Origin of the sequence: Serratia sp. UGAL515B_01 (assembly GCF_033095805.1) — a bacterium.
Taxonomy (GTDB): Bacteria; Pseudomonadota; Gammaproteobacteria; order Enterobacterales; family Enterobacteriaceae; genus Chania.
Window position 1 is genome coordinate 4127652 of record NZ_CP109901.1, and the last position, 23467, is coordinate 4151118.

Annotated in this window: 20 protein-coding genes; 10 read left to right on the top strand and 10 right to left on the bottom strand. The window is 49.2% G+C overall.

Features of this window, described 5'->3' with window-relative positions; all coding sequences use genetic code 11:
* Window positions 1-19: 19 nt before the first annotated feature.
* Window positions 20-1372: a glycerol-3-phosphate transporter gene (gene glpT, locus OK023_RS18685; RefSeq protein ID WP_317694139.1), complete on the bottom strand. Its 1353-nt coding sequence runs from the start codon at window positions 1370-1372 to the stop codon at window positions 20-22.
* A gap of 424 nt (window positions 1373-1796) precedes the next feature.
* Between glpT and glpA the strand changes: the two genes are divergently transcribed.
* From glpA to glpC, 3 genes are read left to right on the top strand one after another with little or no spacing between them, the layout of a single operon-like run.
* On the top strand, window positions 1797-3446 hold the full coding sequence (glpA, locus tag OK023_RS18690; RefSeq protein ID WP_317697829.1) for an anaerobic glycerol-3-phosphate dehydrogenase subunit A: 1650 nt from the start codon (window positions 1797-1799) through the stop codon (window positions 3444-3446).
* Entirely contained in the window at window positions 3436-4707 is a 1272-nt protein-coding gene (gene glpB, locus OK023_RS18695; RefSeq protein ID WP_317697831.1) for a glycerol-3-phosphate dehydrogenase subunit GlpB, read from the top strand. Before glpA ends, glpB begins: the two co-directional genes overlap by 11 nt.
* On the top strand, window positions 4704-5903 hold the full coding sequence (gene glpC / locus OK023_RS18700; RefSeq protein ID WP_317694140.1) for an anaerobic glycerol-3-phosphate dehydrogenase subunit GlpC: 1200 nt from the start codon (window positions 4704-4706) through the stop codon (window positions 5901-5903). The genes glpB and glpC overlap by 4 nt, the downstream gene beginning before the upstream one ends.
* A gap of 25 nt (window positions 5904-5928) precedes the next feature.
* On the opposite strand, the gene OK023_RS18705 is transcribed toward glpC, so the two are convergent.
* Together OK023_RS18705 and OK023_RS18710 are read right to left on the bottom strand one after the other, a co-directional pair.
* A complete protein-coding gene (locus OK023_RS18705; protein ID WP_317694141.1) occupies window positions 5929-6492 on the bottom strand; it encodes a DcrB family lipoprotein in 564 nt (187 codons plus the stop codon).
* Between the two features lie 265 nt (window positions 6493-6757).
* Window positions 6758-7423 carry a 7-cyano-7-deazaguanine/7-aminomethyl-7-deazaguanine transporter gene (locus tag OK023_RS18710; protein WP_317697833.1) on the bottom strand — a complete coding sequence of 222 codons (666 nt, stop codon included), beginning with the start codon at window positions 7421-7423 and terminating at the stop codon, window positions 6758-6760.
* Window positions 7424-7623: 200 nt separating this feature from the next.
* Between OK023_RS18710 and tusA the strand changes: the two genes are divergently transcribed.
* The gene (tusA, locus tag OK023_RS18715; protein ID WP_317694142.1) at window positions 7624-7875 is read left to right on the top strand and encodes a sulfurtransferase TusA; all 252 of its coding nucleotides are present in this window, start codon (window positions 7624-7626) and stop codon (window positions 7873-7875) included.
* Between the two features lie 50 nt (window positions 7876-7925).
* On the opposite strand, the gene OK023_RS18720 is transcribed toward tusA, so the two are convergent.
* From OK023_RS18720 to rsmD, 4 genes are all read right to left on the bottom strand, one after another.
* Window positions 7926-10244, bottom strand: coding sequence for a zinc/cadmium/mercury/lead-transporting ATPase (locus OK023_RS18720; RefSeq protein ID WP_317694143.1), 2319 nt, complete (start codon window positions 10242-10244; stop codon window positions 7926-7928).
* A gap of 139 nt (window positions 10245-10383) precedes the next feature.
* Window positions 10384-11010, bottom strand: a complete 627-nt coding sequence (locus OK023_RS18725; RefSeq protein WP_317694145.1) for a lysoplasmalogenase — start codon at window positions 11008-11010, stop codon at window positions 10384-10386.
* Window positions 11011-11443: 433 nt separating this feature from the next.
* The gene (locus OK023_RS18730) at window positions 11444-11716 is read right to left on the bottom strand and encodes a DUF1145 family protein (RefSeq protein ID WP_317694146.1); all 273 of its coding nucleotides are present in this window, start codon (window positions 11714-11716) and stop codon (window positions 11444-11446) included.
* Window positions 11706-12329 carry a 16S rRNA (guanine(966)-N(2))-methyltransferase gene (gene rsmD, locus OK023_RS18735; RefSeq protein WP_317694147.1) on the bottom strand — a complete coding sequence of 208 codons (624 nt, stop codon included), beginning with the start codon at window positions 12327-12329 and terminating at the stop codon, window positions 11706-11708. The genes OK023_RS18730 and rsmD overlap by 11 nt, the downstream gene beginning before the upstream one ends.
* A 247-nt stretch (window positions 12330-12576) precedes the next feature.
* Between rsmD and ftsY the strand changes: the two genes are divergently transcribed.
* The 6 genes from ftsY (at window position 12577) to OK023_RS18765 (ending at window position 19425) form a co-directional block, all read left to right on the top strand.
* Window positions 12577-13968 carry a signal recognition particle-docking protein FtsY gene (gene ftsY, locus OK023_RS18740; protein WP_317694148.1) on the top strand — a complete coding sequence of 464 codons (1392 nt, stop codon included), beginning with the start codon at window positions 12577-12579 and terminating at the stop codon, window positions 13966-13968.
* Between the two features lie 5 nt (window positions 13969-13973).
* Window positions 13974-14645 carry a cell division ATP-binding protein FtsE gene (ftsE, locus tag OK023_RS18745; protein ID WP_317694149.1) on the top strand — a complete coding sequence of 224 codons (672 nt, stop codon included), beginning with the start codon at window positions 13974-13976 and terminating at the stop codon, window positions 14643-14645.
* Entirely contained in the window at window positions 14635-15588 is a 954-nt protein-coding gene (gene ftsX, locus OK023_RS18750; RefSeq protein WP_317694151.1) for a permease-like cell division protein FtsX, read from the top strand. The genes ftsE and ftsX overlap by 11 nt, the downstream gene beginning before the upstream one ends.
* 303 nt (window positions 15589-15891) lie before the next feature.
* A complete protein-coding gene (gene rpoH / locus OK023_RS18755) occupies window positions 15892-16749 on the top strand; it encodes an RNA polymerase sigma factor RpoH (protein WP_317694152.1) in 858 nt (285 codons plus the stop codon).
* A 241-nt stretch (window positions 16750-16990) separates the two neighbouring features.
* Window positions 16991-17488, top strand: coding sequence for an ATP-independent periplasmic protein-refolding chaperone Spy (spy, locus tag OK023_RS18760; protein WP_317694153.1), 498 nt, complete (start codon window positions 16991-16993; stop codon window positions 17486-17488).
* 1085 nt (window positions 17489-18573) lie between these two features.
* Window positions 18574-19425 carry a helix-turn-helix domain-containing protein gene (locus tag OK023_RS18765; protein WP_317694154.1) on the top strand — a complete coding sequence of 284 codons (852 nt, stop codon included), beginning with the start codon at window positions 18574-18576 and terminating at the stop codon, window positions 19423-19425.
* On the opposite strand, the gene OK023_RS18770 is transcribed toward OK023_RS18765, so the two are convergent.
* The 3 genes from OK023_RS18770 to gorA all read right to left on the bottom strand — a co-directional run bounded on the left by OK023_RS18770 (window position 19415) and on the right by gorA (window position 23373).
* Window positions 19415-21199, bottom strand: coding sequence for a hybrid sensor histidine kinase/response regulator (locus tag OK023_RS18770; RefSeq protein WP_317694156.1), 1785 nt, complete (start codon window positions 21197-21199; stop codon window positions 19415-19417). The two genes, OK023_RS18765 and OK023_RS18770, sit on opposite strands and share 11 nt — an antisense overlap.
* On the bottom strand, window positions 21196-21690 hold the full coding sequence (locus OK023_RS18775) for a molybdopterin-dependent oxidoreductase (RefSeq protein WP_317694157.1): 495 nt from the start codon (window positions 21688-21690) through the stop codon (window positions 21196-21198). Before OK023_RS18775 ends, OK023_RS18770 begins: the two co-directional genes overlap by 4 nt.
* Window positions 21691-22020: 330 nt before the next feature.
* Entirely contained in the window at window positions 22021-23373 is a 1353-nt protein-coding gene (gene gorA, locus OK023_RS18780) for a glutathione-disulfide reductase (protein WP_317694158.1), read from the bottom strand.
* Window positions 23374-23467 lie beyond the last annotated feature (94 nt).

Here is a 23467-nt window from a genome sequence, read left to right on the forward strand (position 1 = left end):
TGCAAAAATATTGTGACAGTTAACCGCGTTTGGCCGCGATATCGGCGTGATGTTTCTTCTCACTGATCATGGTCAGTAACAGCAATAATACCGCACCAATACTACCGCCTATCATCACCATAAAGCCGCCGTCCCAGCCGAAGAAATCTACGGTGTAACCCACGATGGCGCTTGCTGCGACCGACCCCCCAAGATAACCAAACAATCCGGTGAAGCCTGCGGCAGTTCCCGCTGCTTTTTTAGGTGCCAGCTCTAGAGCGTGTAGGCCGATCAGCATGACTGGGCCATAGATCAGGAAGCCGATAGTGATCATACAGGCCATATCAATACCTGGGTTACCCACCGGATTAAGCCAGTAAACGATGGTGGCGATGGTAACCAGCGTCATGAAGAACACACCAGTAGCACCACGATTGCCTTTGAATACTTTGTCTGACATCCAGCCACACAGCAGTGTGCCAGGGATACCGGCGTACTCGTAAAGGAAATAGGCCCAAGAAGACTTATCCAGTGTGAAGTGCTTCACTTCTTTCAGATAGGTAGGTGACCAATCCAGGATGCCATAACGCAGAAGGTAGACAAATACGTTAGCTATGGCGATGTACCACAGTAGTTTGTTTGGTAGAACGTACTGCATGAAGATCTGCTTGGCTGTCAGCTCTTCTTCCGCTTTCTCACTGTAATCATCCGGGTAGTCGTTCTTATACTCTTCGATAGATGGCAACCCACAGGACTGTGGCGTGTCGCGCATCAGGGCAAAAGCGATCAACGCAATCAGGATCGCACCGAACGCAGGCATATACAGCGCCGCTTTCCAGTCGTTAAACCACGCCATACCTACCAGGAACAACAGTGGTGGCAGGCCGCCGCCGACGTTATGGGCGCAGTTCCATACTGAAACGATACCGCCGCGCTCTTTCTGCGACCACCAGTGCACCATGGTACGGCCACAGGGAGGCCAACCCATCCCCTGGAACCAGCCACACAGGAACAGCAACACGAACATCACGGCGATGCTGGATGTTGCCCAAGGAACAAAGCCCATAAAAAGCATGACGGCAGCGGCAAGGATCAGGCCAGCGGGCAGAAATACGCGTGGGTTGGAACGGTCAGAAACAGACCCCATGATGAACTTGGAGAATCCGTAGGCAATCGAGATCCCCGATAGCGCAAACCCCAGGTCACCCTTGCTGAAACCTTGATCGATCAGATAGGGCATTGCTAAGGTAAAGTTTTTGCGCACTAGGTAATAAGCGGCATAACCGAAAAAGATCCCCATAAAAATTTGCCAGCGTAGCTTTCGATAGAGCGGATCTACCTTCTCAAGCGGTACACGGGAAATGTGTGCCGCTGGCTTAAAAATACTCAACATGAGCGCCTCCGATGGCTTTATCAGTTATTACATCAACAGGAAACGGATGCCCCGAAGATGTTCGAGCGGAAACTCGTTTGTCTTCCTCAATCTATTGATCGCTAGCGATACTCACGTGAAATTGAGGGACACACCTGGAAATGTTGTCAAAATTGTTCTACAGCGAGCGCCATCCTAGTGAAGAGCTGTCGTAGTCACTGTGATGAATGGCCAATTGTTACACTTTTTATACATCAGCGGCGAATTTTGAGCGATTGGTTAACGTTATGAAATAGGAAAACGCACGTAACGCGTGACCCCGATCACAATTAAGGTTTTTTATGAACATTCCATGTTCGCTTTTTGTTCGTTATTGTTCTTTATCAAACAAAAACCCTAGCAAGTGTGGCTCTATAGAGCCATCACCACAGGCTTAGGGGGCATGATGAGTAATAACTCACCAGTGACCGAAACGGATGTGATTATCATTGGTGGCGGGGCCACCGGGGCAGGGATTGCGCGTGATTGTGCGCGGCGTGGTCTGCGTTGCGTTTTGTTGGAACGACATGACATTGCCACTGGGGCTACAGGCCGCAATCATGGCTTGTTGCACAGTGGTGCGCGTTATGCGGTGACCGATAGCGAATCTGCTCGTGAATGTATTGAAGAGAACCGCATTCTCAAGCGTATCGCTCATCACTGTATTGAACGTACCGACGGTCTTTTTATTACTTTGCCAGAAGACTCTATGGCTTATCAGCAGCAGTTTATTGCTGCTTGCCAGCATGCTGGAATTGATGCTGAAGCTATTGATGTCAAACAGGCATTACTGCTGGAGCCTGCGGTCAATCGTGCATTGATTGGCGCTGTTCGTGTACCGGATGGCACGGTCGATCCTTTCCGACTGACAGCGGCCAATATGCTGGATGCACGTGAGCATGGTGCACGGGTTCTCACGTATCATCAGGTGATTGGTTTGCTGCGTATGAGCGATCGTGTGACCGGTGTGCGCGTTTTCGACCATAATGTGGCGCATCAGTACGACATTCATGCGCAGGTGGTGGTTAACGCTGCTGGGATCTGGGGCCAACAAATTGCCGAATACGCCGATTTGCGTGTTCGTATGTTCCCCGCCAAGGGGGCGTTACTGATCCTGGGCCATCGCATCAATAACATGGTGATTAACCGGTGTCGTAAACCGGCGGACGCCGATATTCTGGTACCGGGGGATACTATTTCACTGATCGGCACCACTTCCACGCACATTGAGTACGACCAGATTGATAATATGGTGGTCACACCGCAGGAAGTCGACGTATTGATCCGTGAAGGTTCATTACTTGCCCCCAAACTGGCGCAAACTCGCATTCTACGCGCCTACGCGGGCGTGCGGCCACTGGTTGCTAGTGATAACGATCCTTCAGGGCGCAGCGTCAGCCGTGGCATCGTGTTGCTCGATCACGCCGAGCGTGATGGGTTGGCTGGTTTTATCACTATCACCGGTGGCAAGCTGATGACCTATCGGCTGATGGCGCAGTGGGCCACAGATAATGTATGCGCCAAACTGGGCATCACGACGCCTTGTACTACCGCAGAAGACCCCTTACCAGGTTCCCGTCAGTCCACGGAGGAAACGGCGCGCAGCGTGGTTTCGCTGCCGGCCAGTATTCGCGGCTCGGCTGTCTATCGGCATGGCGATCGTGCCAGCTTGGTACCCTCAGGGAACCGGCTGGATAACAGTTTGGTGTGTGAGTGTGAAGCGGTCACCGCTGGAGAGGTTCGCTATGCGGTGAACTCTTTGACCGTCAATAACCTGGTTGACCTGCGTCGCCGTACCCGTGTTGGCATGGGGACCTGTCAAGGGGAACTGTGCGCCTGCCGTGCTGCTGGGTTGTTGACGCGCTTTGAGGTCACAACGCCACAGCAATCTATCTCACAGCTCTCTCACTTTCTGAACGAACGTTGGAAAGGAGTGCGCCCTATCGCTTGGGGGGACGCCTTGCGGGAAAGTGAATTTACCAGTTGGGTATATCAAGGGCTATGTGGACTTGACGCATGCGGTGACCAGATGCAAGGAGCGGATGATGCAATTTGATACGGTCGTGATTGGTGCAGGATTGGCTGGTTTGAGCTGTGCTATCCGTTTGGCAGAACGGGGCCAACGCTGCGCGGTGATCAGTGCCGGTCAGAGCGCTCTCTATTTTTCCTCCGGCTCTCTCGATCTCTTGGCACAACTGCCTGATGGTACAACGGTGGCATCGCCGCTATCTGCCTTGCCTGCTCTGATGCAACAGGCTCCGCAGCATCCCTATAGTCTGATTGGTGCTAGTCAAGTGGCGACGTTGGCAACCGAAGCCGAACAATTACTGCAACGCTGCGGTATGCAGATGCAGGGCAATTGCGAACGGAATCACCTGCGTGTCACCCCATTGGGGACGCGCCGAGCAACCTGGCTCAGTCCGGAAACCGTCCCGGTTTCACCGCTCGGCGGCAAACTGCCTTGGCAAAATATCGCGGTGCTGGGCATAGAAGGCTTTTTGGACTTCCAACCGCACATGGCGGCAAGCGCAATGGTTGAGGAACAGGGTGTCACAGCAGAAGTGGCATTTATGAATTTGCCGATCCTCGATCGCCTGCGTAATAACCCGAGTGAGTTTCGCGCGGTGAACATTGCCCGTGTGCTGGATATGCCAGAGCATCTGGCGATACTGGCAGAAGAAGTGAAACGTCAGGCAGGCGAGGCGCAGGCCATCTTCCTGCCAGCCTGCCTGGGGTTGGAAAGTGATGAGCCGCTACAGGCACTGCGCCAGGCTACTGGCAAGGCGATTTGTCTATTACCGACGTTACCTCCTTCCGTATTAGGGATGAGACTCAATCAGGCATTGCGTCAGCGTTTGCAGAAATTAGGGGGGGTATTCATGCCAGGGGATACCGTATTGCAGGCGAGTTTCGACGGGCATCGTATCACCAGCCTCTATACCCGCAATCACACAGATATTCCGTTGCGGGCAGAGCAGGTGGTGTTAGCCAGTGGCAGCTTCTTCAGCAACGGTTTGGTAGCTGCATTTAATGGCATCCGTGAGCCAGTGTTTGGCCTGGATGTGTTTAGCAAAACCGAACGTGCCGACTGGTGCCACCCGGACCTGTTTGCCTCGCAACCCTATCTGCAATTCGGGGTGCGAACCGATCGCAGTCTGCGAGCGCTAAAACAAGGGGAAGCGATCGTCAATCTGTATGCTATTGGTGCCGTCACAGGCGGCTACGATCCGCTGAAGCAAGGCTGTGGTGCAGGAGTTTCACTGATTGGCGCACTGCACGCCGCCCAGCAGATCCTGGCCCAGGAGAAATCAGCATGAGCCAGTTAAAAGACAACAGCTTCGAGAGCTGCATCAAATGCACCGTCTGTACCACCTTCTGTCCGGTGGCTAAGGCGAATCCGCTCTATCCAGGGCCTAAACAGGCTGGACCAGACGGTGAGCGATTGCGGTTGAAAGATCCGGCGCTCTACGACGAGGCACTGAAATATTGCACCAACTGCAAACGTTGTGAAGTGGCTTGCCCCTCTGATGTGAAGATAGGTGACATTATTCAGCGTGCCCGTGCCAATTTCAGCCAGCACAAGCCGACACTGCGCGATGCCATTCTCAGCCATACCGATATTATGGGGTCGCTGTCGACACCGTTTGCGCCGATCGTCAATGCAACAACCGGGTTGAAGCCGGTACGCAAGTTGCTGGATAAGGCGTTGAAGATCGACCATCGACGTGAATTGCCCAAATACTCTTTTGGGACTTTCCGCCGCTGGTATCGTCAGCAGGCCGAGCGGCAACAGCACTATGCTGAACAGGTGGCCTTTTTCCATGGTTGTTTTGTCAATTACAACCATCCGCAGCTCGGTAAAGACCTGATCAAGGTCTTTAACGCCATGAATATCGGTGTACAACTGCTGAAGCGTGAAAAATGCTGTGGTGTGCCCTTGATTGCCAATGGCTTTATTGAGCAGGCCAAAAAACAAGCGAATGTGAACGCCAAATCACTGCATGATGCGGTATTGATGCAGGGGATACCGGTAGTAGCAACCTCCTCCAGTTGTACTTTTACCCTGCGTGATGAGTATCCGCATTTGCTGGAAGTGGATACTTCAGCAGTGCGCGAGCGTATAGAGCTGGCGACGCGCTATCTTTATCGGTTGATCAATCAGGGCCGTACTTTACCTCTCAAAAGGACACCATTGCGGGTGGTTTATCATACGCCGTGCCATATGGAAAAAATGGGGTGGACCGCCTATACGCTGGAACTGCTTAGGCAGATCCCCGGGTTGGAGCTGGTGGTGCTGGATCCACAATGTTGTGGGATCGCCGGAACCTATGGCTTTAAGTCAGAAAACTATGAAACGTCGCAAGGCATTGGCGCTTCGCTGTTCCGTCAGATTGAAGAGAGCGGAGCGGATAGGGTGATTACCGACTGTGAAACCTGTAAATGGCAGATTGAGATGTCGACCAGCAAGCGCTGTGAGCATCCGATGACTCTGCTGGCGCAGGCGTTGGTATAGGGCGCAGCACGCTGCGCCCCAGAGTTTACTTGTTCAGCTTCAGCGTGTGAATAATACTTTCTGCTTCACTTTGCGCCTGCTGCTGGTTATCGGCCGGCAGTGTGATCTGAATGGTCAGCAACTGGTTATCCAATGTGCCAAGCAGGATAGAAGAATAGGCTTTCTGGCCACCGCTGGCGATGATGCTGTCCAACTGGCGCATTGTCACCCCATTGATGTCAATGGCTTTATTGGTTATCACCTGTAGGTCTGCGTCGCGTGAGCGTTGTTGTTCTTCAAGACGTTTACCCAGGTTTTCCAGGTTATCTGTGGGATTATCCCCAAGAATAACGATCAGCGCGCGTTGACCAGTTCTGTCGGCGTAAACGTGCATATTATTAGCCTGATTGCCCAGCTTACCACTCTGGTCGGACATACCATTGGGGAGAGAAAAGGTCAGTTTGCCATTCAAGAGACTGACCTGTTGCCCCGCCAGTGTGCTGGCTGTCGCTTTCTCCACAGCCGCTTTGTTGTCCTTGGTTTCGCCATCACAAGCCGCCAAACCAAGCACCAACAGGCCGATACCCATTAATTTTGTTATTTTATGCATCAGGATTCCTTATCGCTTATTTGGCGTTCTTCTGCCGTAAATACCCGTCGCCCTTCAAGATCCAGGGATGTTGGCAGCCAACTTGGGTATAGCAACCTATTCTACACTGAAATACCAAGAGCATGATGTTACAGATAGTTGCTGGCTACCTTTTATATTCGTCATACTTCAAGTTACATGTACGTTGGCTTTCCTGAAAGGCTCTGTACCCTTGGGTCTCGCTGCGTTACCGCCTTCATGTAACTTATATAATTAACAAGCTGAACTAATTCAGTTGCAATTGGCTGTCTGGCTGACGTGAAGCCAAACGCTTGAGCAACATATTGAGCAGTACGCCATACATGGGTAGGAAAAATAGCAGGCAGATCATTACTTTGAAACTGTAATCCACCAGTGCGATCTCTACCCAGTTGGCGGCCATAAAGGCATCGCTGCTTTTATAAAACGCGATGAAGAAGAAGGCCAATGTATCACTGATGTTACCAAGGAACATGGCAGCAGCGGGAGCGACCCACCAGGTACTGCGTTGGCGTAGACGATTGAAAACATGGACATCGAGGATCTGGCCCAGCACGTAAGCCATGAAACTAGCAACTGCGATACGCGCCACAAGCAGGTTGAAGTGGGCTAAAGCGGCAAAGCCCTGCCATTCACCCTGAAATGTGGCAGTGGAGATCACATAAGAGATAAACAGAGCGGGTATCATCACGGTCAGGATAATTCTGCGTGCCAGTGGGGCACCAAAGATCCGCACGGTCAAATCCGTCGCCAAGAAAATAAACGGGAACGTGAAAGCGCCCCAAGTCGTGTGAAAGCCGAAGATGCTAATTGGCAACTGCACTAGATAGTTGCTTGATGTGATAATTGCGATATGGAATAACGAAAGCAAAACCAACGCTTTTGAGCGTTGTTGGTCGGTAAATGAATACATCATGTAGCCTTTTTAGGTTATGGGGTGAGGGAACCCATGTTTAACTGCGCGGCCGCATAATACGCGTTTGCGCAACCAATGCAACGGTTAAATTTAAAGCAAACGTTAACGTATCTTGCGCAGAAAAACTACTGGCGTAAACTATGCGTCAGCCAGGTCCGGCGATTATTCGCCGATCGTTTTTTGATCGAGAGAAATGCATGACTGATATTTTTGCCCAGGCAGACCAGACGCTTGACGCAATGGGGCTCCGCTGCCCTGAACCGGTAATGATGGTACGTAAGACCGTGCGCCATATGGATAACGGTAAAACATTGCTGATTATTGCCGACGATCCCGCCACAACGCGTGATATTCCAGGTTTTTGCCGCTTTATGGAACATACGCTGGTGGCGCAGGAAACCGATAAGGCACCCTACCGCTATCTATTGCGCAAGGGTTTGGAAGAGTAGTTGCCTATCAGGCCCATACGGCGATGGGCCTGCCAGAAAATCTACAACGATTAGCTGCGGTTCTTGAGTAACCGCAATGCGTTCGCGGTTACCAGAGCTGTAGCGCCAGAGTCTGCTAGCACAGCCAACCATAAACCGGTCATGCCAAGAAGAGTGGTGATCAAAAAAATCCCTTTCAGACCTAGTGCAATAGTAATGTTTTGACGAATGTTGGCGTGTGTGGCGCGTGAGATTTTGATCATCTCAGCGATGCCCACCAGACGATTGTGCGTCAAGGCAGCATCAGCCGTTTCCAACGCGACATCCGTACCGCTACCCATGGCAATGCCGATACTGGCTGCTTTCATCGCCGGGGCATCGTTGATGCCGTCACCGATCATCGCCGTAGGCTGCTGCCTGCACAGTGCACTGACAGCCTTCACTTTGTCTTCCGGCATCAATCCGGCGCGATAATCTATCCCAAGTTCATTGGCAATGGCTGCCGCTGCACGTGGGTTATCACCGGTGAGCATCACGCCATGGATCCCCAGTTTGGTTAATGCTGCAATCGCCTGCAAGGCATCGTTGCGTAACGTATCGCGCAGGGCCAGCAGACCGATAGGAATACCCTCTTCCAGCACGACAACCACTGTTTTACCCGCCGTTTCCAAGTGTTCAATACGTGTGGACCATTCGCTACTTAACTGATTTTCTCCTAACTTGCTTGGTGCGCCGATCAGGATGGTTTTACCTGCAACAACCCCTTCTACGCCGATACCGGCCAATGCACGGCGGCCATCGGCCAGTGGCAACTCAGTACCGTTTTCTAGCGCACGATTGATGATCGCTTGTGCCAGGGGGTGATGTGAACCCATTTCAACCGCTGCTGCCACGGCAAGCAATTGCTGTTCGCTGAGGCCATTAGTCGGTAGCACGTCGGTAATCGTGGGTTTTCCCTCAGTTAGCGTCCCGGTTTTGTCGAATGCGATAGTCCGTACCAGCCCCAATTGTTCCAAGGCTGCGCCGCCTTTGATCAGCGCTCCCCGTCGTGTCGCTGCTGCGAGCCCGGAAGTAATGGCGGCTGGCGTAGAGATGACTAACGCGCATGGGCAACCGATCAGCAACAGCGTCAATCCACGGTAGATCCACATTTCCCAAGGCTCAGCGAAAAATAATGGGGGCACCAAGATCACTGTGATAGCCAACAGCATGATGGCCGGTGTGTAGTAGCTGCTGAAGCGATCAAGAAAGCGTTCAATGGGAGCTCTTTTCTCTTCGGCTTCTTCAATTAACTGCAGAATACGATCTATGGCGCTTTTACCGGGCTCGGAAACAACCTTCATTTGCACCACCTGATCGACAGACAAACTGCCAGCGGCGATTTTCTCACCCAGGTGACGTTCAACAGGTACGGATTCACCGGTTAAGGCACTTTCGTCAAAGCTGGCGAATGGGCTTAACAACTCAGCATCGGCAGGCAGGCGAGCACCTGGGGCGATTTCTATCACATCGCCGGGGCGGAGATCAGCGACCGAAATGCGTTCGCGTTCGCCATTGCGGATCAATAGAGCATCCTCTGGCACCAGCGCCATCAAGGCTTTCACGCCACGGCGAGCACGGTTAGCCGCGTATGACTCCAGTAATTCTCCTACCATGAACAACAGCAGTACCATGGCGGCTTCAGCGGTAGCACCAATAAACAACGCACCGATAGCGGCAACGCTCATCAGCGTTTCTATAGCAAACGGTGTCCCTGAGCGGATTAGGCGTAGCGCCTTGCTGGCAACCGGTGCTAAGCCGACCAGCGTCGTTGCAATGAAGGCCACCTTGCCGAACTGTGGGTTGAATGAGTCTAGAACCCAACTAAACACCATCAAGACAGAGATTAACAGCAAGGGGCCCCATTCACTGAGACGGGAAGTTTGTGGTTTATCGTTCGGTGCAGCTGATGCTGTACTCAGCAAGGTAAAACCAGCCTGTTTTACTGTATCCTGTACACGACTATTGATATCGCGTTGGGCATCCACCACCAGCTTTTCTGTGGCAAAAAGCACACGTGCGCTGCTGACACCGGGAATTGAAGTGACGGCATTTTCAATTTTTTTAGCGCAACTGGGGCAGTCCATTCCTGTAATTTTCCAACTGAACCTTTGGTTGCCTGAAGGAGGAGAATCAGCCAGCCTGTCACTTTCCTCATCCAGATCTTCATGTTCTTCACCGTTGCAACAGTGAGCACTGTGTTCATTAGCCATTTCGTGGGTACGGCTTCCTACTTCTGGGGCCTTTTCACTGCAACATCCATGCTGGGTTTTGGCATGATCGTGGGTACAACCACAACCTCTTTCTTTATTGCTATGTTCTTGATGAGTATGTTCTTTATGAGTATGCATAACGCCCCCTCAGGCAAACTACGATGTTCTGTTGATTGACTTTACACCTTGGAGTTGACTCCAAAGTCAAGAGCTGTATGAGAATGGTTGCTAAGTAGAGGGGATACAGCCTAGGGTCCGGTTGCCCGAACCCTGGCGTTTACAGATAGAGTGAGCGTACGATCAGGAAATGCCCGGTGAAATAGCAGAAAGCGACTATGGCAGCTGCAGCACGGAAAGTGAGACGATAGCGGTTAAGCAACCAGACAATATTGGCCAGCAAGAGTAATGAAGTGCCTGCTAGCAGAGAAAAGCCAAAGTCAGTGCTGCGCATGAAATATTGTTCCCCTGCCAGCCATACCATCAATAACGTCATAGCCACCAGCGTTGCGATTGGCCACCGCATCTCTTCCAATCGGTTCCAGATGGTTCCCAGCAACAGTGCACCAATCACCAATAGAGTCAATGGTAAGGGCCAGAACAGGCTAAAAGTCATCTGAGTGGCAAAACTCAGGGTATAGAGCAAATGCGAGAGGAAGAATGCGCCTATGGCGTATAACACTTGTTCACGTGGCAACATTAATAAAGCGTCACCGACCAATGTTGCCAATAGACCCAAAACGATCAGGTAACCTGCTACGCCTAGTACGGGGGCCTGCCAAGCCATTAATAGCATCAATAATAATGTTACCGGTTTAAACACCCAACTTTGCCAGCGGGGACCACGATAAGAGGCATCGACGAACAACCAACCAGAAAAAAATACGGCAAGGAACGGCCAACTCATTTTGTCTTCCTTATTCATTTTAGGAACCGGAAACCAATTCTAGGTTGTTACTTCATTAGTTTAGGCAGTGTGCATGCGTTCGACAATGCTTTCTTCAGCATGGTCCCTAAATATCTGCGCATCATAGTACTACAGGTGGGAATGATGCAGGTTAGTTGAGCGTAGGGATGCGCGATACAAGCCCCCAGGGAGGGGGCACGGCGTGTCGGCGTTCCTCATCATTCCCACCTGCCAGAAGCGTGGTGTGTAGCGGTATTAAGAACACCTATTTAGATCGTATTATGATAATTACGCTTTTAAAGTGGAATAAAAGCTAGTACAGCCAAACGGATGTTAATCGTGACTAAACTTTATCTGTTATGGGCGGGTGAATCACCTATATCTTTAAGTGATTACCTCCACATATTATTCACGCTAGCAAAAGCTGCAAGGGTTATTTCTTTTTGAGCGGTGGCTGTTTCTTCTGCCAAGCCAACAACTCGAAAACGCCAAAAATAAAGATTTTTGCTTCCTGCAATCGGCCAAGAGGCTGATCTTTTGGCTGAGTCGATTTCAGTAATACCAGTTGCAGGCCGTGCATCACCACCATAAAGAACAGGGCGACATCAATGAAATACTTCAGCGGTTTGGGGAACGGGTGAAACAGGTTAGTGAGCAGAAAGGCCCATACGCATAACATCAATAAACGGCCCAGATTAGTCAGCATGTTTGATTTTCTCTTCAAGGGTTCGGGTATAAAGGCGGTAAGCCACTTGGCCCGCCACTTTTTCGCGATGCAGTGTCCAGTTCTTGGGGACATCTGCCGCGGCGCTTTCGGCCTCGGCCTCAACGTAGATCCAGGCTTCATCTGCCAGCCAGCCTTGCTGTTCGAGCAGCGTTATGGCCTCACCCAGTAACCCTTTATGAAAAGGGGGATCGAGAAATACTACGTCGAACGGTTGCCCTTCGCCTGCCAGCCACGTTAACGCGTTGATATTGATGACACAGCCATTACCTTGCAACAACGCCAGGTTCTTACCCAATTGCTGGGAGACTGTGCGTTCATATTCTAGTAGCGTAGCGTTTGCTGCGTAGCGGGATAATGCCTCTAATCCCAACGCTCCACTGCCCGCAAAACAATCCAGACAACGAGCACCACGGATCACTGGAGCCAGCCAATTGAACAGCGTTTCGCGCACGCGGTCGGTAGTGGGACGCAATCCTTCGCTGTCGGGAACCGGGAGTTTACGACCACGCCACTGGCCGCCAATGATGCGGATTTGTCCATTAGTAGTAGACTGCGGTTTTTTGAGCGCGCTGCGTGATGGTATTTTGGCCATAGGAAGCTTCGAGGTTAACGAAAAATTACCGTTATTCTATACCTAATCGCCTGTAAGTTGCAGCTGGAGAGCTTGCGGACAACAGCCCAAACATTAGGGGATGCCGTTAAAAGAGAGCAAAAACGGTGGTGTATGATTACCTGACTTAATGGATGCAGGTGCGTGTTGCTGGGCAAGGGAAAGTGATAGACTCGACAAATTAATTTTTTCGCATTTGCACGCCATAAGTATGGAGTAAGGTCAGAGCATGGCAAAAGATAAAAAACGTGGTTTTTTCTCCTGGCTGGGTTTTGGCCAGCAGGGACAGGAAGAAAAACAGCAGCAAAATGTGTTGCCCAAGGAACCGGTAGAGCAGAAGGCCACCGAAATAGAAAGCGCCCCGCAAATTGACGATCAGCTCCCAGTCCAGGAGTCTGAACTGATAGCAACCCCAAACATTCCAGGGGAATGGGACGCAAGCCAGAGTGGCGAACCGATCGCTGAAAGTGTACCTGTATCGACCGCACACCTCACTCCAGAAGAAGCCGAATTACCCGAGGTGGCCGATGCTGTTATTGCGCAAGAATCTGTGGTCTTGCCGGATGAAGCTCCTGCCACTGTAGAGCCTGAACTTGAGTCCATTGAAACGGTTGAGGTTATTGAGCCCATCGTTGAAGCCGCGCTTGAAGTGCCTGAGTTGCAGGCAGCGGCGATTACGCAAGAGCAGGAGCGCCCGACTAAAGAGGGCTTTTTCGCGCGCCTTAAGCGCAGTTTACTGAAAACAAAAGAAAATCTAGGTTCTGGCTTTATTGGTTTGTTCCGTGGCAAGAAGATCGACGACGATCTGTTCGATGAACTTGAAGAGCAGCTATTGATCGCTGATGTAGGTGTGGAAACCACGCGTAAAATCATCGATTCTCTTACTCAACATGCCAGCCGTAAGCAACTGAAAGATGCTGAGGCACTGTATGGCAAACTGAAAGAAGAAATGTCGGAAATCCTGTCCAAAGTAGACCAACCCCTGGATGTCGGCGGCAAAACGCCTTTCGTGATCTTGATGGTCGGTGTTAACGGCGTCGGTAAAACGACGACCATTGGTAAACTGGCACGTCAATTCCAGGCAGAAGGGAAATCGGTGATGTTGGCGGCGGGCGATACTTTCCGGGCTGCGGCGGTTGAGCAGTTGCAAGTGTGGGGGGAGCGCAATCGAATTCCGGTGATAGCCCAGCATACGGGAGCCGACTCCGCCTCGGTCATCTTCGACGCAGTTCAGGCTGCCAAAGCACGCAATATTGATGTGCTGATTGCGGACACCGCAGGTCGTCTTCAGAACAAAGCGCACCTGATGGAAGAACTCAAGAAAATTGTGCGCGTCATGAAAAAACTGGACGAGCAGGCCCCCCATGAGGTTATGCTGACTTTGGATGCCAGTACCGGACAAAATGCGGTCAGCCAGGCTAAATTATTTAATGAAGCTGTAGGCTTAACGGGTATTACGCTGACTAAACTGGATGGAACGGCCAAAGGTGGGGTGATCTTCTCCATCGCCGACCAGTTCAATATCCCGATTCGTTATATTGGCGTTGGTGAAGGTATTGAAGATTTGCGGCCGTTTAAGGCTGAAGATTTTATTGAGGCACTTTTCGCCCGAGAGGATTAATACGCATGATTCGCTTTGAACAGGTCAGTAAAGCTTATCTGGGCGGGCGGCAGGCCCTGCAGGGAGTTGATTTTCATCTTCGTACGGCAGAAATGGCGTTTCTGACCGGCCATTCTGGCGCGGGGAAAAGTACCCTGCTGAAACTGATTTGTGGCATTGAACGACCAAGTGCAGGTCATATCTGGTTTAGCGGGCATGACATCAGCCGATTAAAAAGCCAAGAAGTTCCTTTTTTGCGTCGTCAGATCGGTATGATCTTCCAGGATCATCATCTGTTGTTAGATCGCACCGTATATGACAATGTAGCCATGCCTCTGATCATTACCGGAGCCAGTATTGAGGATATCCGTCGCCGTGTATCGGCAGCGCTGGACAAGGTGGGTTTGCTGGATAAGGCGAAAAACTTCCCGATACAGCTTTCCGGTGGTGAACAGCAGCGCGTGGGGATTGCCCGTGCAGTCGTGAACAAACCGTCTGTGCTATTAGCAGATGAACCGACCGGTAACCTCGACGGTGCTTTGTCAGAAGGGATCTTACGTTTGTTTGAAGAATTTAACCGTGTAGGGGTGACGGTGTTGATGGCGACCCATGACACAGAGCTGATCGCTCGCCGTAATTACCCTATCCTGACACTGAGCCAGGGGCGTATGGCAGGAGGCGCACACCATGGCGGATAATGTAAAAACGGCCAAAAGCAAAGCGTTGCGTGGCGGATGGCGCGAACAGTGGCGCTATGCCTGGACGAATGCCATTGCTGATATGCTGCGCCAACCGTTGGCGACTTTGCTGACGGTGATGGTTATCGCTATTTCCCTCACGCTGCCAAGCGTTTGTTACATCGTATGGAAGAACGTCAGTACTGCGGCCACCCAGTGGTATCCAACGCCTCAACTGACGGTTTATCTGGATAAATCCCTTGATGATGATGCTGCAGTCAAAGTGCTGGATGCCATTAAGGCGGAAGCGGGCGTCGAGAAAGTGAACTATCTGTCACGGGAAGAAGCGCGAGGGGAGTTCCGCAACTGGTCTGGTTTTGGTGGTGCGCTGGACATGCTGGAGGAGAATCCGCTGCCAGCCGTTGCAATTATCACCCCGCAGATGAGTTTCCAGAGTTCTGAAACGCTGAATACGTTGCGTGACCGCGTAGCGGCGGTGCCGGGCGTGGATGAAGTGCGTATGGATGACAGTTGGTTTGCCCGTCTTGCTGCTCTCACCGGGCTGGTGGGGCAGGTGGCTTTGATGATCGGTATACTGATGGTTGTGGCAGTATTCTTGGTGATTGGTAACAGCGTTCGCCTGAGCATCTTCAGCCGCCGTGACGCTATCAACGTTATGAAGCTGATCGGGGCCACCGACGGTTTTATTTTACGCCCGTTTTTGAATGGGGGAGCGATGTTGGGCTTTTTTGGTGCATTGCTCTCGTTGATTCTCTCTGGAGCATTGGTGTGGAAACTGGAGTCAGTGGTCACACACGTGGCAACAGTGTTTGGTACTACGTTTACCCTGAATGGCCTAGGATGGGATGAAGCTCTGCTGTTGCTAACGATTTCAGCCATGATCGGTTGGGTTGCCGCTTGGTTGGCGACAGTGCAACATTTACGTCGATTTACACCACAATAATGGTTTTTTTGGTACACTCTTCTCCTGCTGCATTTCACAATGGTACGGGAGAAGAGCGTCAAATTACCCGATTCTGATTAACCGCACAAATTTCCTATCAAACTTAATTTTCGTGACGTATTGTCAGATGCATTGTGTGTGAAAAATAGTGAATTTTTAGGGTGGATTACGGTCTAAAACTGCAGCAAAATGTTCGGGTGCCCGGCGAGTGGAACCATTTTTGCTCAAGCAATTGTCTTAAGGCTAATAACCTCCCCGCCGTTAAATCACCTGCATGACCAGTTTTATCAAGAGAGGGTTTGAATGACTAAAGAAATGCAAACTTTAGCCTTAGTCCCACAGGGCAGCCTGGAAGCCTACCTGCGGGCAGCCAACGCCTATCCAATGCTGACGGCTGAGGAAGAACGGGAACTGGCTGAACGGCTGCATTATCAGGGCGATCTGGAAGCAGCTAAACAGCTCATCCTGTCCCACCTGCGCTTTGTCGCTCATATTGCCCGTAATTATTCGGGATATGGCCTGCCACAGGCAGACCTGATCCAGGAAGGTAATATCGGCCTGATGAAGGCAGTTCGCCGCTTTAACCCAGAAGTTGGCGTGCGCCTGGTTTCCTTTGCAGTGCATTGGATCAAGGCAGAAATTCATGAGTATGTCTTGCGCAACTGGCGTATTGTCAAGGTTGCAACCACCAAAGCACAGCGTAAGCTGTTCTTCAACCTGCGTAAAACTAAGCAGCGTCTGGGTTGGTTTAATCAGGATGAAGTTGAGCTGGTAGCGCGTGAGTTGGGAGTTACCAGCAAAGACGTGCGTGAGATGGAGTCCCGTATGGCAGCCCAGGACATGACTTTCGATCCTACACCGGAAGATGAAGGGCGTGACGGTCATGCGATGGCCCCCATGTTGTATCTGCAGGATAAAAGCTCTGACTTCGCAGAAGGGATTGAAGAGGATAATTGGGAAAGCAGCGCTGCAGACAAACTTGCCTATGCAATGGAAGGCTTGGACGAGCGTAGCCAGCATATCATCCGTGCGCGCTGGCTGGACGATGACAATAAATCCACGTTGCAGGAACTTGCCGATCAATACGGTGTTTCCGCCGAGCGAGTTCGTCAGCTTGAAAAGAACGCAATGAAAAAACTTAAAATGGCGATTGAAGCTTAATATAATCAGCTTGTTGATTAATAAAGCCTTGGCACTTATGCCGAGGCTTTATTGTTTGTCTATCCAATACCATCTTCATGATTTATTCATAATTGATGAATAATCGTATTTTTGGTTTTGATAAATTTACACATCATCGCATTACTATGTATTCACACGCATACTATTGTTCCTGAGGGCACAATGAGCCTCTTAATGTACAGTGCTTCTGATAAAGAGGAAATTATTAAAGGAAATGATCATGCGTAAACTGACCGCACTATTCGCTGTTTCTGCTTTAGCTTTGGGTTCAGCGTCTGCCGTTTTTGCAGCAGACACCACGACTCTGTCTGAGGCAGCCCCTTCAGCAACGTCTGTAAAAAATGCTGCACCGGTGAAAATGATGCATCATAAAGGCCAAGACAAAGAGGGGTTATTTTCCGGTCTGAATCTGACAGAGCAACAACGCCAACAAATGCGCGATATCATGAAAGAGTCGCGTAAAAATCGAGGCGCAGAGGTAAGAGATGAGCACCGTGCACTGCACAGCATGGTCGCTTCTGATAATTTCGATGAAGCCAAGGCAAAAGTGCAGATTGAAGTGATCGGTAAAGCACAATCTGAACGTATGCTCGAACGTGCCAAAACGGAAAATAAAATGTATAACTTGCTGACACCAGAGCAGAAAAAACAATATAACGAGAATTATCTGAAGCGTGAGCAAAAAATGAAGGAACACATGAATAAAACGAAAGGATAATAGTCCACTGTTCTGTAATTGACACTTCTGTACTACTGTAAACCGGGTGATTAACCCGGTTTTATTGTTTTATTTTCGCTAAAAGTTATACCTGCTATACATCGATTTGTGTGTATGCTGGCTTTCCTTTTTATTCCAACCAATTACCTTAGCAGGTACATCTAACTTGTGAGGCTAACCCTGCTAATCAATGCGGCACTTTCCAATCTGTTCAAAGGCCAATAGGTCGTTGTATGACCGCCTTTAAATAACTCGAATTAATTAGAACATAATGCTCATTATTGTTTTCATTGAGGAACCCTGGTATTGGACAATAAGGCTAATGCGTTTACTTTATATACATAATGAGATGCCAATATCATTTACGCAAGTATAAATATTTTTAATGTGTAGCTTGTGTCGCATTTTTGGTTATCTTCTACTGCCAGTCGTATTCCAATCTATACCCGTCATAGTTCAAGTTGCTTGGGTGTTGGCTACGTCGTCCATTCGCACCAGTCACATAGTGGGCTATGCTCTTGCCGCCTACGAGCAACTCGAATTATTTGGGGTATATTAAAAATCAAAGACGTTGTGATTTCCCTCTTCAGGCTGATACATTGCGGCATTCAAGTCAGTGCTTGAGCCATTTGTCTCTTACCTTTGGATGGAAATGCTAATACCGGGAACGTGCTAAGTTCTGATTAGGCTAGCTTGGGCTCCATAAGACAGGGATAAACAACGGAGTAAAGTTTCGTATTGGAAATAAAAAACCGGCTTCCTTACGGGCTCCGGTTAAACAGTGGGTAAAACCAGTAATGCTATGGCTAAAGTTACACGGATTGCAACATTTGCTGAGTATATGGAACCTATTCAGATGATGTTGTCGACTTAAAATTTCCCTGGTGCTGATATAGTTATTATCAACTTATAAGTTTACTATCGTTTTTATAATATGTTGCTTGGTGTACCATGTTTGACTATAAAAAATTGCATGTCAAGCAACCTTTTTGGTTAACATTGCATGTTGTGCAATTTTCCGCACGCGTAGCTACAAAAATGTATCAAAGCAACTGATAAGTCAGCGAAAAAAATCGAAGGATAAAATGTTTAACCATCATCAAAAATTCGATTCGCAATCGATTGCAGACAAAGTTAGAGAGTTATTTCTGCATCATGGGTTCAGCAAACGCCAACACGCAAAGGAACTCAGCCGTATTTTAGACCTGAGCTTTTCGCATGCGCATCGTAAGCTGAAGGGACAAAGCCCGTGGACGCTGGAGCAAATTAATCGTGTGGCTGTCGCATTAGGGGCAAACCCCGCTGTAATTGTCGATTGCCTCTCCGAAATGGATACTGTTAGGCAAATTGTGGTGCAGAATGCCATCTTTTCGGTTGCTGGGGTTACGCTACCCTGTATTGCGCACATTGGGCATGAATTGTGGAGCGTAAGGCAGGCAGAATTCGTCGGGGTACAACAGGGTGAAGTATGGACGATATATCGTGCCGATGAAGCACCGTCTGGTAAGCGTTTCAGCGTTGAACTAATTGAGATCCGGCCTTGCCATATCGATGATGATCGTCTCAGTATTGCGGTATTGGACGATGCTCACCAGGCCGCCGATGAGCTGACAAAATATCTCAACAGCCAAGGTTTTAACGCTGTGGCTTTCTACGACGTCAACAGTTTCTGTCGTGCGTTGAGCAAGAATCCATTTGATGGGTACGTTGTCGATTGGCTGGTCGGGCAGGAAACCGCGCAGAAGTGTATTGAGGCAATCCGTACTTCAGAGCATCCTGATGCACCGGTGTTGATTCTAACTGGGCAATTGGGTACCGATTTACGTGAGTCAGAAATTGTCAGGGCGATGCGTGATTACGATGTGCTTGGTCCTTATGAAAAACCGGTACGGCTTCATGTGATTGAAGCCGCGTTGCAGCGCTGTTTTAATCTTTAGCAGAAAATAGGTTGGTCAATGAGACTGAGAGAGCCTCTATGCGTACCGGTTTCATCAAATAGTCATCGAACATGTCTTTCTGCCCTGCCGACGACAGTTCTGCCGTGGGGGCACTGATGCCGATAATCGGGATGTTGCGGTTCGGCCCACGTCGGTCGCGCAACGTTCTGGCTATCGCTACGCTGTCAATACTGTGCATCTGTAGGTCGAGTACGAGGGCATCGTAAGGTCGCCGAAGAAGTTTCTGCAGTGCGCGTTCTGATGAATCGCACAGTTCGTGCTGATAGCCGAGTTTGTTGAGCAAGTTTATAAACGCATGTCCTGTTTCGCTATTGTCGTCGATGATAAGAATGTGTTGTTCTTTTTTTAGTGGTTTGAGTGCTTGCTGCCCGTTTTTATGGGGGATTTGCTCTTCACTAATTGCGACGGGAATAGTAACGCTAAATGTACTTCCTTTACCCACTTCACTGTGAACCGCGATCGTCCCGTTGAGCAGTTTGATCAAACCGTGAACGATGGCTAGTCCCATCCCAACACCAGCGTATTGACGGGTATCTGATAGATACAATTGTGTGAATGGCTCGAAAATTTGTGGCAGCAACGTTTTTTCAATCCCAATACCGGTATCCGTGATTTTAATAATTAACGTATTGCCTGTCGGTTGGACGTTTAGATAACTGTGTAGCGTAATTGTCCCGTTTTCTGTGTATTTAAAGGCATTGGTTAGCAGATTGACGAGTATTTGCCTGATACGCAGTGGATCTGAATGGATTTGCGCATGAGTAAACTCTACTTCACGAATCAGCGAGACTTCCGTTTTAGGAATTAATAGGGTGATTTCGTCTGCCGTTTCGTTAATCATCTGTTGAACGTTAAATGACACGATGCGTAACGCCATCATCCCACTTTCCAAATGTGCATAATCGGTTAAGTCTTTCATCTGATTTTCAATTTGCTGTGCTGCATTTTCTAAGCGTTGGAAAGTATCAACATGCTCAGCCATAAAATTAGTGTTCATTAGGACATCAATAGCGGACATAATACTTTGCAGAGAAGCCCGCAATTCATGACCGACAGCTCCTAAGAAAGCGTTTTTAGAGTCGGTGGCCTTTTGAGCTTCAATTGCCAATGCCTGTTGACGAATCGTCTGACGTTGTTGACGCAAAACAATCAAGGTGATCACTGCCAGAACGATGACTGCAGATATGACAATAACTAGCCCAGAGAAAATAATACGGCGTTTTTCGATGAAATCTTCGTAAGCGCCAGTACGTTGTTTAACTTCTGCATGATCCGCCAGATTTGCTATCTCAATGGATAATGGTTTGATTTGGCTATAGGTTTGCGAAATCTGCTGTAAGTCGATGTTCTGGTTATTGACCAGTTCGTCAAGATATTCCATTTTTTGACGTATTTTATTGATAACTTCTGGATATCCTGGCTCACGATATAGCAGTTTGGTGGATTCTGAGTCTGACTCAAGGATATAAAAGCGAGAATAGAGGATCTCAAACTTCATTCTTAACTTCTCAATATCATGTATGTTAAGATTTTTTTGTTCTGTAATAAAGGTTTCAAACTCGGCAAGCTTGATGACAAACTTCGCGGTTGACCAAGAGTAGTTTTCCTGTGTGCCAGCAATTGCATACAGTCCTTTTTTGGACAGTATCGCGCTGTAAGAATAAAGTGTTACCGCTGAGGCCACTAAAAGTAGTACGGTAAAAATAACCGGAATGGCTAATTTGCTGTTATTTTTAAATTGTATTGCCTTCATTTTATTTCTATCCGCTTAATTTGCCAGATAAAACGCGAGTTATACAGCGGGGAGTTCAATTCATTACCTCCGCTATCTCGAGGGTAAATAAGAAATAATGGCCCAAAATTTCTTATTTTTAACATTCTCCCCCCCATTTTATAGGCTAGGATTATGTGATACTTTTCGACATCGGAAATGGGAATATTGATGTAATAGTCATTTAGTGCATAAAACGTCATCATAGTGCCTTTCGCGCCTACTTTGGCCAATAAATCAGCAAGTGCGACGCCTTCAAATTTCTCTTTGGGAGTCCAGGATGTTGTGGTGGTAATCGAGTGTACTGGCATGGCAAATAACTGCTCATGGGGGAAAATATAGCTGTGGTTTTTCTTATCAGTGAATTGGCTGATATTACCCGTTATTTCGAGTGTAAAACTTAATGCGTAGGATTGGCTGATAATCAGGGTGGTGATTGTCAGGGAGATAACTCTGAGTAAGTTGATAAGCATCAGTACATTCCGAACATTATATAAGTAGCAGACCAACGAATTTAACAGGTCTCAGGATTATAGAAAATACCCTGCTTGCAATCGGATAATGTTCAAAATAAAAGGCCTAGAGGCATTTCCTGGCCTAAATAACGATGAGAATAGTGGTAGGCTGTGTCCCTTAACTGCCGGCGGTGCTTGCGTGCAGTTAAGGGGATAGTCTAAAGGTGGGGGCGCAGGTTAGCCGGTCGTTGAGCTGATTGAGGCACGATATGCGCCCGCAGCCGGGTCATGGTGTGTTGTATTCCGTCATTCCCCGTTGCATTAAGCTTAAAATACGGCTGTAGCGATTTAGCGCATAGTAACAAATTCTTCCGCTGCGGTTGGATGGATCGCAACGGTATTGTCGAAGTCTTTCTTGGTCGCCCCCATCTTCACGGCGACGGCGAAGCCTTGTAGGATCTCGTCCATACCAAAGCCAATACCGTGCAAGCCGACGATCTTTTCCTCATCACCCACGCAAACCAGTTTCATGCGGCACGGCTGACGATGCTGAGTAACGGCGCTATACATGGCAGTGAATGAAGAGTTGTAAATTTTCACCTTGTCTTCACCGAATTTCTCTTTCGCTTCAGGTTCGGTCAGGCCAATAGTCCCAATCGGTGGGTGGCTGAATACCACTGTGGCGATGTTGCTGTAATCCAGATGCTCATTCGGTTTGTTATTGAACAGGCGCTCAGATAGGCGACGACCAGCGGCAACGGCGACCGGGGTCAGTTCAACAGCACCGGTATTGTCGCCCACTGCGTAGATACCTTTAACGTTGGTATTCTGGAATTTATCGACTTCAATGTAGCCTTTAGCGTTGGTTTTAACACCGGTAACGGCCAGGTTGAGGTTGTCAGTTGCAGGCTCGCGGCCAATCGCCCAGATTAGGCTATCGACGGTGAACGCCTTACCATTTTCCAAGTGTAATGTCAGACTGCCGTCCGTATTTTTGATGATGGCTTTAGGAATGGATTCTGTGTGCAGGCTTGGCCCCTCAGTGTTCATCACTTCAACCAAGGTTTCTACAATCATTGGGTCAAAGCTGCGTAACGGGGTGTGTTTACGCACGAACAAATGCGTCTCAGCCCCTAATGCATTCAGTACACCTGCAATTTCAACCGCAATATAACCAGCACCAACCACTGCTACCCGTTTTGGCAGCGTGTCCCATTCGAAGAAGCCATCGGAGTCGATACCGTATTCTGCGCCAGGGATGGATGGATGACTAGGACGACCGCCGGTGGCTATCAGAATGTGGTCGGCGGTAATCAGCTCACCGTTAACTTCCACGGTATGCGCGTCAATAAAGCGTGCAAACCCCTTGATTACGTCGACTTTATTTTTAGCTAATACGTTATCGTAAGATTTATGTATACGATCAATATAGGCGGTACGGTTGGCGATCAATCGCTTCCATTCAAATGCATTAATCGTGGTATCGAAGCCGTAATCTGGTCCATACTGGCGAATGGCATCAGCGATCTGAGCGGCGTGCCACATAACTTTTTTCGGTACACAACCCACATTGACGCAGGTACCACCCAGTTCTTTTGCTTCAATTAAAGCGCATTTCTGACCGTACATGGCAGCCCGGTTGATTGATGCGATACCGCCGCTGCCGCCACCAATTGCTAGATAATCGTAGTGTTTCGTCATCTGGGTTTTCCATGAGTTGTGTGATTCGAGAAAGTAAGAGTTTAACGCCTGATAGGGGGTTGTCGCAAAGATTGCGTCTATGGTTGTAATAGGT

Bases quoted from the DNA above. Each gene is read 5' to 3' on its own strand.
- glpT (WP_317694139.1), bottom strand. From the start codon at position 1,372: ATGTTGAGTATTTTTAAGCCAGCGGCACACATTTCCCGTGTACCGCTT.
- glpB (WP_317697831.1), top strand. From the start codon at position 3,436: ATGCAATTTGATACGGTCGTGATTGGTGCAGGATTGGCTGGTTTGAGC.
- OK023_RS18770 (WP_317694156.1), bottom strand. From the start codon at position 21,199: ATGAAGGCAATACAATTTAAAAATAACAGCAAATTAGCCATTCCGGTT.
- glpA (WP_317697829.1), top strand. From the start codon at position 1,797: ATGAGTAATAACTCACCAGTGACCGAAACGGATGTGATTATCATTGGT.
- spy (WP_317694153.1), top strand. From the start codon at position 16,991: ATGCGTAAACTGACCGCACTATTCGCTGTTTCTGCTTTAGCTTTGGGT.
- OK023_RS18725 (WP_317694145.1), bottom strand. From the start codon at position 11,010: ATGAGTTGGCCGTTCCTTGCCGTATTTTTTTCTGGTTGGTTGTTCGTC.
- rpoH (WP_317694152.1), top strand. From the start codon at position 15,892: ATGACTAAAGAAATGCAAACTTTAGCCTTAGTCCCACAGGGCAGCCTG.
- ftsX (WP_317694151.1), top strand. From the start codon at position 14,635: ATGGCGGATAATGTAAAAACGGCCAAAAGCAAAGCGTTGCGTGGCGGA.
- ftsE (WP_317694149.1), top strand. From the start codon at position 13,974: ATGATTCGCTTTGAACAGGTCAGTAAAGCTTATCTGGGCGGGCGGCAG.
- OK023_RS18720 (WP_317694143.1), bottom strand. From the start codon at position 10,244: ATGCATACTCATAAAGAACATACTCATCAAGAACATAGCAATAAAGAA.
- OK023_RS18710 (WP_317697833.1), bottom strand. From the start codon at position 7,423: ATGTATTCATTTACCGACCAACAACGCTCAAAAGCGTTGGTTTTGCTT.
- OK023_RS18775 (WP_317694157.1), bottom strand. From the start codon at position 21,690: ATGCTTATCAACTTACTCAGAGTTATCTCCCTGACAATCACCACCCTG.
- OK023_RS18705 (WP_317694141.1), bottom strand. From the start codon at position 6,492: ATGCATAAAATAACAAAATTAATGGGTATCGGCCTGTTGGTGCTTGGT.
- ftsY (WP_317694148.1), top strand. From the start codon at position 12,577: ATGGCAAAAGATAAAAAACGTGGTTTTTTCTCCTGGCTGGGTTTTGGC.
- OK023_RS18765 (WP_317694154.1), top strand. From the start codon at position 18,574: ATGTTTAACCATCATCAAAAATTCGATTCGCAATCGATTGCAGACAAA.
- glpC (WP_317694140.1), top strand. From the start codon at position 4,704: ATGAGCCAGTTAAAAGACAACAGCTTCGAGAGCTGCATCAAATGCACC.
- gorA (WP_317694158.1), bottom strand. From the start codon at position 23,373: ATGACGAAACACTACGATTATCTAGCAATTGGTGGCGGCAGCGGCGGT.
- rsmD (WP_317694147.1), bottom strand. From the start codon at position 12,329: ATGGCCAAAATACCATCACGCAGCGCGCTCAAAAAACCGCAGTCTACT.
- OK023_RS18730 (WP_317694146.1), bottom strand. From the start codon at position 11,716: ATGCTGACTAATCTGGGCCGTTTATTGATGTTATGCGTATGGGCCTTT.
- tusA (WP_317694142.1), top strand. From the start codon at position 7,624: ATGACTGATATTTTTGCCCAGGCAGACCAGACGCTTGACGCAATGGGG.